General features: G+C 57.5%; 8 protein-coding genes and 2 pseudogenes. All 10 read right to left on the bottom strand.

Annotated elements, in window-relative coordinates:
• Entirely contained in the window at positions 1–2,769 is a 2,769-nt protein-coding gene (locus OMP40_RS23350; RefSeq protein ID WP_277535039.1) for a cache domain-containing sensor histidine kinase, read from the bottom strand.
• Between the two features lie 103 nt (positions 2,770–2,872).
• Positions 2,873–3,412: a carbohydrate ABC transporter permease gene (locus tag OMP40_RS23345; protein WP_277537980.1), complete on the bottom strand. Its 540-nt coding sequence runs from the start codon at positions 3,410–3,412 to the stop codon at positions 2,873–2,875.
• A 67-nt stretch (positions 3,413–3,479) separates the two neighbouring features.
• Positions 3,480–3,701 carry an ABC transporter permease family protein gene (locus OMP40_RS23340; RefSeq protein ID WP_277535038.1) on the bottom strand — a complete coding sequence of 74 codons (222 nt, stop codon included), beginning with the start codon at positions 3,699–3,701 and terminating at the stop codon, positions 3,480–3,482.
• A 16-nt stretch (positions 3,702–3,717) separates the two neighbouring features.
• The gene (locus OMP40_RS23335) at positions 3,718–4,629 is read right to left on the bottom strand and encodes a carbohydrate ABC transporter permease (protein ID WP_277535037.1); all 912 of its coding nucleotides are present in this window, start codon (positions 4,627–4,629) and stop codon (positions 3,718–3,720) included.
• 42 nt (positions 4,630–4,671) lie between these two features.
• On the bottom strand, positions 4,672–6,150 hold the full coding sequence (locus OMP40_RS23330) for an ABC transporter substrate-binding protein (RefSeq protein ID WP_277535035.1): 1,479 nt from the start codon (positions 6,148–6,150) through the stop codon (positions 4,672–4,674).
• Positions 6,151–6,922: 772 nt separating this feature from the next.
• Entirely contained in the window at positions 6,923–7,813 is an 891-nt protein-coding gene (locus OMP40_RS40330; protein ID WP_338131225.1) for a hypothetical protein, read from the bottom strand.
• A 204-nt stretch (positions 7,814–8,017) separates the two neighbouring features.
• A pseudogene (nrdF, locus tag OMP40_RS23315) lies at positions 8,018–8,978 on the bottom strand (class 1b ribonucleoside-diphosphate reductase subunit beta).
• Positions 8,979–9,011: 33 nt separating this feature from the next.
• Complete coding sequence (gene nrdE, locus OMP40_RS23310) at positions 9,012–11,096, bottom strand: class 1b ribonucleoside-diphosphate reductase subunit alpha (RefSeq protein ID WP_277535032.1); 2,085 nt, start codon at positions 11,094–11,096, stop codon at positions 9,012–9,014.
• Complete coding sequence (gene nrdI, locus OMP40_RS23305; protein ID WP_277535030.1) at positions 11,083–11,442, bottom strand: class Ib ribonucleoside-diphosphate reductase assembly flavoprotein NrdI; 360 nt, start codon at positions 11,440–11,442, stop codon at positions 11,083–11,085. The genes nrdE and nrdI overlap by 14 nt, the downstream gene beginning before the upstream one ends.
• Positions 11,443–11,913: 471 nt before the next feature.
• Positions 11,914–12,814: pseudogene (locus OMP40_RS23300) on the bottom strand (helix-turn-helix domain-containing protein).
• Positions 12,815–12,941: the final 127 nt, after the last annotated feature.

Here is a 12,941-nt window from a genome sequence, read left to right as displayed (position 1 = left end):
TTAACTCCCCTCCGCTTCAAAAAATGGCGGCGCGCCGTAAGCGTCCCCGTCCTCGTGGATCGGAAGGCGGATCACGATCGTCGTCCCCGCGTTCTTCGCGCTGAACACCTCGATACCGTAAGACTCGCCGTAATACAACCGGATGCGCTCGTGCACGTTCCGAATGCCGATGCCCGCGGGCTGGGACGGGCGCTGCTCTTCGATCGAGCTGCGAACGGCCTCCAGCTGCGCCTCGTCCATGCCCAGTCCGTTGTCCGCGATCTCGAGCTCCAGACCGCCGTCCGCCAGCTTGCCCTTGATCGAGATCACGCCGGGGCCTTCCTTCAGCTCCAGACCGTGATAGATCGCGTTCTCCACGAGCGGCTGCAGGATCAGCTTCAGCGTTCGGTACCGGTACAGCCGCTCGTCGATCTGCCACTCCACTTCGAACTTGTCGCTGTACCGTTCCTTTTGCAGAATCAAGTAGTTTTTGACATGGTCGATCTCGTCCTGGAACCAGACGATCTCCTTGCCCTTGCTGATGCTGAGGCGAAGAAGGTCGGACAGGGCGGTCACCATCTCGCTCACCTTGTTCGGCCCTCCCGTCATCATCATCGCTTCCCAGTTGATCGATTCCAGCGTATTGTAGAGAAAATGCGGGTTGATCTGGGCCTGCAGCGAATTCAGCTCGGCTTCCTTGCGCCGGATTCCTTGCATGTAGGTTTCCGCCATAAGCTCGTTCAGCCTGCGCACCATATCGTTGAAGCCGTCCGCCAGCTGCCTGACCTCGTCTCTCGAGCGAATGTTCGCCCGGACGCTCAGATTGCCGCCCGCCACCTGCTCCATCCCTTGGTTAAGCTGCCGGATTCCCCGCATGAGATAACGGAGAAAGGCGTATATGCCTGCCGAGATCGCGAGGAAATCCGCCAGCATCGAGCCCCAGAGCAGCAGGCTGTTCTTGGGCGTTTGCGCGTTCAACAGCCCGTTCGGGATCCGTTCCGCCAACAGCCAATCGGACGCCGACAACGGCTCGGTCAACGTGATCCGTCCCGCCTTTTTTTCCGACGGCGCATCGCCGTACGGGCTTTCGGCCCCAATGCGGGATTTCCACGGATGCGACAGAACCGTCCCGGCTTTGTCCGTCAAATAGAGCGCGGTGGACGTTTCCTCCGGACGCGGATCGTACAAATTTTGCAAAAGCTGCTCGTTGAAGGACAGCACGACGAACCCGATCGAATCGAAAAAACCGACGCCGTCGTAGTTAGTCAGCGCGACGAGCCTTTTTCCGTAAGCCGCGTAGTAGGAGCCGCAAGCCGGCGCGGACGGGAACCAAAGCGTGCGATTGCTCGGGTTGTCCTCGAGCCGCTGCAGCATGCCGCCTGCGAAGGAGGGCGCGCAGCCCTTGCTGTATATGAGTTTCCGGTCGGCGTCGTACACCGCGACCGACAAGGTGCCGGATGCGACCGCCTCCAGCCGCATCGCCGTGCGTTCGGCCGTTCGCGCCCATTCCTCCGCGCCGATCGCGCCGGACGCATACCGGGCCGCTGCGGCGTTAAGGCTTTTTTCCCCGAACAGGTATTGAAGCTTCTGATCGTACGAATCGAGCTCCGCGTCGATGCGCCGCGCGGTGAACTTCAATTGATTCTGATGATGGCTCAGCGTCTGGGAACGAATCGACTTGCCCGCCTGCTCGTTCATGATGAGGATCGACAGGACCATCGGGAGGATGACGATCGACGCGTAAATCAGCGTCACGCGAACCTTGCCCGACAACCCGCGGCTGCCCGCGAGGCGGGAGCCGGAGAACGCTTGGCCGTCCGGCAGCCGGCCCGTTGTCAGATCGCCGATCTGGCGGCGCACCTCGTCAAGAGAGGCCGTCAGGCGCCCCGACACGAATAACGAGAAAAGAAACGTTAAAAAGAAGGAGAGCAGCCCGACCATGACGATCAGAATACCGACTTGGGAGATCTCGTTCAGAAGCGCATGCATGCTCGTAAGACTGACGAGGACGAAAAGACCGTTGGCGGTTCGCTGGGAGGAGACGATATAGGCGTCGCCCCCGATCCGGCGAACGTCGAGCGTTGACGCTTCGCGAAAAAGGGTGGAATCGGGGTCGAGCTGCGCGGCCGCAGGCGCCGCTTCCCCGGTCCCATAGACAAGTCTTCCCGTCAACGTCGCGAGACGAAGATTCACTTGATTGCCTTGAACGAAAGACGGCCACACCGATTCGCGCAGGAAAACGGCCACGACGCCAAGCGTCGGGCCGGCAGTCTGTTCGCGGATCTGCCTCAGATAGACCGGCTTCGCGGCGCCGCTGCCGCTCATGATCCAGCCGGAGAGCGGGTCACGCTCCTCCCACGCCGCGCGGCTCCAATCAAAGCCGGCGCGGCTGAATTCGTAGCCGGTGGAGAACTTGAGATCGCTGCCCGCCCCGGCGGGAACGATCTGCGCATATTCGACTTCTTTGTTCATCTTGACGGCGAACTCGTTTAAGGCGCGTTCGACCGCCGCTCCCGAGCCGGACGAGCCGCCGGTGCGGGCGTATTCGCCCAGCAGGTCGGTGATTTGCGGATCCTCGGCGATGAGCTTCGTCCCCTCGGACAGACGCGCGAAGAAGGAATCGAGATTGCCCCCGATGGAGGCGACCTGCGACCGGCTCGTATCGTAGGCGTTCTGCTTGATCGCGTTGGCGTAGACGCTGTAAAACAGCGAGCAGGTCATAAAGTAGCACAGCAAAGAAAAACCCGTGACGAACAGCGTAAGCTTATGCCTGATGTTCAGTTGCCACACCCCCGCCGGAACGAATGAGAATGCGGTTCGCCGTACTTTCTTTTCTTATTACTATAACGAAAAATGTCGAATTTCGTCGATCTTTTTTCAAAAGAAAGTCCGGTTACCCCTTCGTTCCCGAGAACGCGATTCCCTGCACGAAGTATTTCTGAGCGGCCGCGAACAGTACGAGAATTGGGATCAGCGAGCAGACGACCCCCGCCATGATGCCAGGGTAGTTCACGTTGTAGATGTCGTCGACCATCACCTTAAGGCCGAGCGGAATCGTATACAACCCGGGGCTTCTTAAGTAGAGGAGCGGCGTCTCGTAATTGTTCCACGTCGCGATGAAGGTAAGCACGATCAGCGACACCATGGCGGGCTTCGTCAGCGGCAGGATCATGCTCCAGTAAATTCGCAGATGCCCCGCTCCGTCGATGCGCGCGGATTCGGTCAGATCGTCAGGGATGCCGCGGTAGAACTGTCGGAGCAGAAATACGCCGAACGACGAACCGAGAAACGAAGGCAGCCATAGCGCGGCGTGCGTGTCGAGCAGGCCGAAATTCCGGTATAGGATGAACGTAGGGATCATCGTCACCTGAAAAGGCACCATCATCGTGGAGATCTTGATCAGGAAGAACAATTCCCTGCCTTTAAAAGCGATTTTGGAATAAGCGTAAGCGGCCAGCGAACAGGAAAAGTAGGTGCCTACGATGACGATCAGCGCGACCTTAAACGAGTTGAAATAAAAAAACGGCGAACTTGACGCCCAGGCTCGATCCGGACCAGATGTACCGGTACCCGTCCAGGTCGATCGGATCGGGGATCCATCGGATCGGGAATTCGAACACGTTCTGCGCGGTCTTGAAGGAAGTGGACACCATCCATAGAAAGGGAATGAGCATCGAAGCGGCCAGCGCGTACCGGAAAGCGTATTTGAGCAGCGTTCCCATCGTTATCCTCCGGTGACTAGTGATTAACCCATTTTTTCTGGCCTCTCCATTGAACGAGAGTGATCAGCAAAATGAGGACGAACAGCAGCCAGGACATGGCCGAGGCGTAGCCCATCTTGGAATAGCCGAACGCGACCTTGTAAATGTAGAAGCCGATGACGGTACTGGAGGTTCCGGGTCCGCCGTCGGTTAGAATCTGGATGTTCGACCACATGAGAAACGTATCGATGATCGAAATGATCAGGATAAAAAACGTGACGGGAGCGAGCATCGGCACCGTAATCCGGAAAAATTTGTGCCAGCCGGATGCGCCGTCCACTTCGGCCGCTTCGTAAAGATGCGCGGGTATTCCTTGCAGTCCCGCCATATACAGCAAAATTTTGTACCCGAGCGTCTGCCACGTCAGCACCATGAAGATCGAAGGCTTGACCCAAGCGCTGCTGCCGAACCAGCCTGGCGGATGGTGGATGCCGATGCTGCGCAGCAGTCCGTTGACCGCGCCGTCCGACGGTTGAAGCAGTTGGAACCAGATGAGCGAAACGGCCACGAAGCTCGTAATGTAGGGCAAATAAACGACGGAACGCACGAGGTAGCGTCCCACGAATTTTTCGTTCAGCACGACGGCGCAGACGAGCGCTAGCAGCAGCTGGGCGGGCACGAGGACGAGGAAAAACAGATTGTTCCGCAGCGAAGCAAGAAAGCGGTCGTCCTGGAAGGCGTCCGCGAAATTCGCGAAGCCGATGAAGCGGAGATCGTGCCAGGACGACATCATGTCCCAGTCGGTAAAGCTGATGACGAGCGAGAACAGTACGGAGAAAAGCGTGAAGACGCCGAACCCGACAATGTTGGGCAGGATGAACAAATAGCCTGCGATCGTTTCTTTCGTCCGATATTTAAGCCGCAGCGCGATCCTCTCCTTCGGAAGCAAGCGGGGGGCGCGCACGCCCCTCGCCTTGCTTCCCGATTCCGATTATTTCTTCTCTTTGGCGTAAATTTTCTCCGCAGCCTTTTGCGCGTCGGCCAAAGCGTCGTCCACGCTTTTCTCGCCGGCCAGCATGAGCGACAGCTGATTGTTCAGCTCGTCGAGCATCATGGAGGAGTATGCGTATTGATCGCGGTATTTCGGGAAAATCGGCACGATCGACGGATCGAGCACCTGCTTGTAGAGCGCGGACCGGTCTTTGCCCTGCACGATGTTGCCGTCCTTGTCCTTGTAATAACGCCAGCCGTCGATCAGCACGTTCTGATCGGCGTTCGTCCAGGTCGGTACCCGGTGAACCGCCTTCGCCGACAGCTCGGCGCCCTTGGTGCTGTACCATTTCAGGAACTGATAGGCCTGCTCGGGATGCTCGGAATTTTTCGTCACGGCGTAGCTGACGACGATGTTCGTCGCTTGTCCGGCCGGAGCGCTCGCGTCCCAACGCGGCATTTTCAGAATGACGAACGGGTCCTTGGCGTCCGTCTCCTCCGTCAAGTTGCCTTGCAGCTTGAACGTGTCCATCTGAAGCGCGCTGCTGGAGGCGCCCATCATCGTCGCGAACTTGCCCTTGAGCATGTCGTACAGGGCGATCACCTTGTTCGCCTTGACGTCGGCTTCGGTCGGAATCGTCTTGTCGACGAACATCGCCTGATAGAAATAATCGGCCGCCTGCTTCAGCACCGGATCGTTCGCGTTCGGCGTACCGTCCTCCTTCACGATGTCCCAGCCGCCGTAAGTGGCGATGTCGAAAATGCCCGTCGCGACCATCGGCGCGCGCTGCCAGTGAATGCCGCCGTAAGTGGTCGTCTTGCCGTCAGCGCCTTTGATCGTCAGCTTCTTGAGCAAGTCGAAGTAGTCCTTGAACGTCCATGTGCTATCGTCCGGCACGGGGACGTTCGCCGCCTGCAAAATGTCCTGGTTGAGCCAGACCGCGCTCGGTACCGCGATGTTGGCGATGCCGTAGACGTCGCTGCCGACCATCGTGGCGCGCCCGTATTCCCCGAACTCCTTCAGGTATTCTACGCCGTCCTTCGTGAGCAGATCGTTCAGCTTGTAATACAGCTTCGGCGCCTTGTCGCGGAACGAATCGCGCTCCATGTAAGCCAGGTCGATCTTCTCCCCGCCCGCGATCGCCACGCGGATCTTGTCCAGCGAATCGTCGCCGGAGAGGACGACCATCTCGACCGAGATGTTCGGATGCGCTTTGCTCCATTCGGGATAAGCGGCGTCGAATACATCTTTGTCCGAAGGCGAGATCGTGTAAAACTTCAGGCTGACCGGCTCTTCGGATGACGGCGCTTCGGCCGAAGGCGAAGCGCCGGCCGAGCCGGAGGCCGCTGGCGCCGACGGCGCGGAGGCGGACGGCGATCCGGAGGCGTTGCCGCCATTGTTGTTGCCGCCGCAGCCAGCCGCGACCAGCATCATGCTCGCGATGAGCGCGAGCGAAAAACTTTTCTTAAACCGTTTCATAGGAGTCCCCCCTCAAGTAAGATTACCTTACACTTCATATTTAAGCGGTTTTGGGCAACGTTCAAAAGCGAGGTAAATTACTTTTGTATTCCTTTTACGACTTTTTGCAACCGCGGGGCGCGATCTCCGCCAGCCCGAATGACGGCATCGGCCCGAACAGCCGGATACCATCCCGCACGCCTACCTCTTTCAATGACGGTATGGCGGCTACCTCACCCTGAATGATGTTAGATAATCGTACATTTAGCTGACTAAATCGTCTCAAAAGACAAGTCTTCCTCCGGCGACAGGTCAGCGGCTTTCACCTCCAGATAGCTGCTCCTCCTTTGACATCTCGCGCTGCACGCCGACGACGAATGTCATGGAAACCCGGTTCAACCGTGCCTTCATTATAAAAAGAAAGCGATTGCAAGCTCTAGCTACAAATCCGACTTTTCGTTTCGATTTCCAACTGATTGTCCGATGCCGGGAAACGACAAACAAGACGCGAAGATGCGAGTGGCGCCCATATGCCGTCATATTTACTCTTGAACAACGCCAGGACTGCGAACTTGCCGGCTTGACGTTCTCGCGCTCGCGGCCTATATCCAATAGCTGTTGAAACGTTGAAACGCATTTATTTCCTTTGGTCACGACGTTATTGGCCCAAATAAGTGTTGAAGCGCAATTAAATTCCCACTTTCGCGCGTTTTGCCCCGGTCTTGGACCAATTAAATGCGGTTGAACACTTATTTCCTCCCCAGCCCCGATCAGCGCGCCGATTAAATGCTTTTCAACACTTATCGCCCCCCGGCGGGCAGCATTCAACACCGAATTTTATACTTTCTGATAAGTAAAAAAAAGGCGCCTTCGGATCGCAACGGAGGCGGTCCAAACGCGTCTTCTTAACGGCTACAAGCGCACGGAAGCGAACTTCGACGAAACCCATTCGGCGGCGCCGTCCGCGAGTTCGGCAATCCTTCTTCGCTTCGGCATCCTGCGAGATCCGGCGAACGGAGCGATGGATTCGCCGCTGCGGAGAAGACGTCCGGCCTCCCCCGGCAGAGACGGCGCGCTCGACGGTCGCCCGGCCGACTCTCCGATGCCGCCAAGCCGTTCGCGGTCGAGCAGCGGGTATTCGTACAGACGTCCTTCGTACACGGTCTCCAAAGCGCCGTGCGTTCTGAAATGATCGGGCGATACGAGCGCCGAGGGCCGCTCCCAGAGGCGAACCCCCCGCTTGACGCAGCGCTTCCGCGACGAATTCCGAACAAAAATACGCATCGTCCGCGCCCATCTCCCGGTCAAGCAGCACCCCCAACAGTCCGATCAGATTGTAGCTGTACCGTTCCGGTTGGCGTTTGAACGCGTCCACGACGCGGCGAACGCGCTCGAACGCGGGTTCCGACACGCGCAGTCGCAGCAGCGCGCACCGCGTGTTCGGGAAATGCCTGAACGTGCCCGCATAGACGTCCTCCTCGACGAATCCTCCCGCAAAAGGATTGGTCGGTTTCTTTCTTCCGAAGCTGTATATTTCGCTTAGATCCGCGCCGAAAACGAGCGAAGCATGATTGTAAGGCGCAGCCGTGAACCGTTTGATCATCGTGGTGAACATCGTCCCCGTATCGGTCAACAAAATATAGAGGCTCTTCTCCCGATGTCTCTCGCGCATGCCCTCGATCATTTTCGCCCGCTCCCCGCCATTGATTCTCTATGGCTTTAGCTTATCAAAGCGCCGACGCGCCGAAATCTGGCGCAGGTGCGGTTTGCGGGACAGACTTTGGTCTTGGAACAAACTGGACTTTGGAGAAAAGTCCTGCTGCGCAAGCGCATAAAAAAAACGCAACCGTTAATCGGCTGCGGGGCGATGCGCGAAAAGAAAAACGATTTAGAATACGAAGTCTTCGTCGCGGAGCTGTTGCACGTTCGTCGTGCGAACGTAGCCGTTGCCCTTTTTTGGAGAAAAAGTCGTGCTGCTTGGTCCGCGTGCTGAGGCCGTTCTGGACGATCGGATTGATGTCCTCGTCTTCGAACAACGGCTCGAGGCCCATGTTCATCATCGCCTTATTCGCGTTGTAACGGAGGAAAGCTTTGACTTCGCCCGTTAGACCGAGCGTGCCGTACAGGCTCTCGGTGTACCGCTCCTCGTTGTCGTGCAAATAACGGAGCAGTCCCTTCAGCGTCTCGTAGGCGGCCGTCTGCTCGTCCTCATCCAGCTTCGCGTAGATCTCTTGCGCCAGCAGACCGACATAGACGCCGTGGATGCTCTCGTCGCGCAGGATCAGGTCGATGATCTCACCGCTGCTCGTCATCTTGCCTTGTCCGGCCAAATAAAGCGGGTAAAAGAAGCCGCTGTAGAACAAGTAGCTCTCGAGCAGCACCGAGGCGCCCATCGCGAGGTACAAATCCTTCGGCGTGTTGATGTTGTTGTAATATTGGGCGATCGTCTCCGCCTTCGTCTGCAGATGCGGGTTGCGTTCGACCCAAGCGAACACCTGGTCGATCTCTTCGGTCGTGGCCAGCGTCGTGAAGATGCTGGAGTAGGACTTCGCGTGAATCTGCTCCATCATCGCCATGAAGCCGAGCACGGCTTTGCGCTGCAGCCCTTCGACATGCTCCAGAATCTTCGGCATGCCGACGCCGCCCTGCACGGTGTCGAGCAGCGTGAGCCCGCCCAGCACCTTTTTGTACAGCTCGCGCTCGTCGTCGTTCAATTCCATCCACGACATTTTGTCGTCGGACAGCGGGATCTCCTCGTCCGTCCAGAATTGCATGATGTTCTGGTTCCAGAACATCGCGGAGAAGTCGTCGTCGGGACGGTTCCAGTTGACCGCCTTGTGCGTTGCCATAGCTCTAATCTCCTTCACGTTCGCCTGTCCGTCTTAGACGGCGCAGGCGATGCATTCTTCGACGGACAGACGGTTCGTCCGCGTATAGTAGAGGGACTTCAATCCCAGCTTGTCTGCGTAAATGTAGTAGCGGGCCAGCTCGCGCGTCGTCACGTTGCTGTTGACGTGAAGTACGGTGGAGATGCCTTGGTCCACGTGCGCCTGAATCTCGGCGATCAGGTCGAGCACCTTGAACTGGTCCATCTGATAGGCCGACTTGTAATAGAAGAAGTTGTCCTGACGCATGAACGGCATCGGATAATACGTCGTCGAATTCGCGTATGTGCGCGTCTCGATCTGCTCGACGATCGGCATGACGCTCGAGGTCGCGTTCTGAACGTACGAGATGCTCTGCGTCGGCGCGATCGCGAGACGGTACGCGTGGTACAGACCGTGCTGCATGACGTCGGCCTTCAGCCGCGCCCAATCCTGCTGCGTCGGGATCGCGATGCCGTCGAACAATTCCTTGACCTTATCCGTGCGCGGCGTATAGTCGGTATCCAGGTAACGGTCGAAGTACGTGCCTTTGGCATACTCGGACTTCTCGAAGCCGTCGAACGCGATGCCCGATTTTCTTGCGATATCCATGCTCTTTTCGATCGAATGGAAGTTGATGCTCATGAAAAACGTGCGGGCGAAATCCTTCGCTTCTTCGCTCTCGTAAGCGATCTTGTTTTTCGCGAGATAGCCGTGCAGGTTCATCGCGCCGAGGCCGATCGAATGCAGCTCGCGGTTCGCCTTGGCGACGCCCGGCGCGTTGGCGACGGTCGTCATGTCGCTCACGGCGGTCAGGGCCATGACGCCCTCGTGAACCGATTCCTTGATTTTCTTGTGCTCCATGACGTTCGCGATGTTCAGCGAAGCCAGGTTGCAGCTGATGTCGCGGCGGATGACGTCGGGACGGCCGTAGTCGCCGATCTCGCTCGTCTCCTGCAGCTGGAAGATCTCCGTGCACAGGTTGGACATCTTGATCGAACCGATATCCTTCAGCGCGTGGTTTTTGTTCGCGTTGGAGCGGTTCATGATGTACGGGTAGCCGGATTCGAGCTGCGTCGTCGCGATCTTGACGAGCATGTCGCGGGCGGTCATGATCGCCTTCTTCTTAACGCGGTCGTCGGCAAGCAGCGTGTCGTACATCTCGTCGAGGTCCATGTCGTCAAGATGCGTGCCGTATGCCTTGAACACCGTAAAAGGCGCGAATACGTGCAGCGGCTTGTTCTCCTCGGCCAGCTTGTAGAACTTCGATGGAACGATCAGGCCGATCGACAGCGTCTTAAGGCGCGTCTTTTCGTCCGCGTTGATCTTCTTGCTGTCGAGGAACTCCATGACGTCCCAGCCGAAAATGTTGTAGTAGCCGGCGCCTGAGCCTTTGCGCTGCCCCATCTGGTCGGCGTAGGAGAACGCGTCCTCCATCAGCTTGAGCACCGGCATGATGCCCTTTGCGGCGCCCTCGACGCCTTTGATGCTCTCGCCGCGGCCGCGCAGCTTGGACAGGTTGACGGCGACGCCGCCGCCGATCTTGGACAGCTGCATGCAGGTCCCGAGCACATGGTTGATCGAATTGAGCGCGTCGTCCATCTCCAGCAGGAAGCAGGATACCATCTCGCCGCGGCGGCTCTTGCCCGCGTTCAGGAAGGTCGGCGTCGCGGGCTGCACGCGCTGTTCCATCATCGCCTGCGCCAGCAGGTGCGCCGCATTGACGTCTCCGCGCCCCAGATGCAGCGCCACGATCGCGACGCGGTCCGGGTAGTGCTCCAGATAGATGCTGCGGTCGTTGCTCTTCACCGCGTAATCGGTATAGAACTTCGAAGCCGCCATATAGGAAGGGAACTTAAAGTCGTAGCCGTGCGCGACCCGGTACACCTCTTCGACTTCATGCTCCTTGTATTTCGCGAATACGTCCTCGTAATAGTCGTTCTCGATCATATACTTAACCTTGGACAGATGCCCGGTGAACGACAGGCTGCGCTGCTTCACTTCTTCCATGAACGCCTCGACGGCCTCAAGATCCTTGTCCAGTTGAAAAAATCCGTCAGCGTCGCGCTGCATGAGCAGGTTGTTCAATTCAATATGCCGCAACTGCGCTCACCTCCCGCTTGAAATTGTCGACGTCGCGCTGCGTGCCCGACAGTTCGAACTTGTAAAGCACCGGCACCCCGTACCGCTCGGAGATCGTGTCCGCGCTCTTCGCGAATCCGTCGCCCCAATTGCGGTTGCCGCTGGCCGATACGCCGATCATCTTGCTTGCGTTGCGCTCCAGGAAGGAGACCACGTTGTCCGGCACCTGCCCGAATCCGGTCGTATAGGTCACGAGGACGAACGGCTCGTCCAACGTCTCGGTTCCGTCGATCGGCACCGCCGGCAGATTCAGCTTGTTAATGAACCTCCGAACGTTCCCCGTCTTCGATGCGTATGCGATCAGCATGGCGAAACCCTCCTGAAAGTTTGAAAATATGTAATAAATTAGAAGAATCGGCACGCAGAAATCCGCTGCTCGGGCACCACGAAAAAGCTTTCGCTTATGCTGCGGCGCAGCCCTCGAAAACTTGCCGAATATCCTGTTGTTCGAACCCTCCGGCACCGACTGGCCGGGTCAACCTATCGCCTTTTCCGCTACGGATTATTAACCAACCGCCACGGAGTTCAAACCGATATGTTGAGGACATTTATAAATCTATATCAATATATTGTGGCTGTCAATCCATGGAGTGGCCTAAAATTTATAAGTTGCAGGCAGGAATTCGCAAAACCCGCGTCCCGCAAGGGCTGCGGCGATTGCGATCGATTCGCAAAAAAAACGGCAGGCCGACGATGGATGGCGTCGGCCCGCTCCTACTACATATAGGGGAAGTTCTTGTCCGATTTGTCAAGGGATTGTTTTCGGAATTTTTCGCCGTCAATTGCGCATCCGCTGCCTGAACTCTTTTGGCGAATGCTGGTTGTGCCGCTTGAACAATTTGTAGAACTGCGCCATGTTCCAGATGCCCACCTCGAAGCTGACCTCCATGATGCTCAGATCGGTCGTGAGCAGCAATCGCTCCGCTTTTTTTGATCCGGTTGTAGTTGACGTAATCCACGAACGGAATGCCCATCGTCCGTTTGAACGTTTTGATGAAGTGATGGTAGCTCATGCCCAGCAGGCGGCGTACGTCGTCCACCGCGATCTTTTCTCCGAGCCGGGTCTCTACGTAATCGAGCACGGGCCTCATCCGCGCGATGCCGGCTTCTTCGGTGCCTCGCAGCACGCCGCGGTCGTCGCCCCGGAGCAGCAGCAGGAGCAGGCGCTTGATCGAAGCGCTGACGGCGATCTCGTAGCCCGGTTTCCCGCCGTACGTCTCGCCGTAGATCTCCGCGATCAGCGCATGGGCCTCCGTTTTGGCGGCCGGATTGCCTTCGAATATGTAATTGAGGTCATCTAGCGGACCGGTCAGCTCCGAAAAGTGATGGAGGTACGGCAGGATGCTCTGGTCGAAATGGCGCACGAGATCCACCTGGAATACGATATATCGGACAGCCTCGCCGATCGCGCTCCAGGTCCGGTGCGGCCGGGAGGAACCGATCACCATCACGTCCCCCGGTCCGAGCATCGTCAGCGACGTCATCGTCTGCACCTCGAGACCGCCCTCGAGGATCGCCAGAAACTCCACTTCTTTATGATAGTGCCAGGGCCAGGCGTCGGTAGGTCTGCGAACCCGCTCTACGCCTTGAAGCTCCCATACTTTGAGGAACAGCAGCGGATTTTGGTATACGACTTTTTCATTCACCGCATCGGCGTGGGTGTCGACGGCGTTCGGCATTTTCTATCGTTCACCTCGTAGATAGCTTCATCAAGCAGTATAACACTTTTGAATACAAATGAATTAAGATCAGACATATTCCGGCAAGCTCCGATTGACTATACTGAAAACAAGAAAGCATATACAT

This window comes from Cohnella rhizosphaerae (genome assembly GCF_029525575.1).
Lineage (GTDB): Bacteria > Bacillota > Bacilli > Paenibacillales > Paenibacillaceae > Cohnella > Cohnella rhizosphaerae.
Note: the sequence above shows the minus strand (reverse complement) of the source record. Positions and strands in the feature narration are given on the sequence as shown.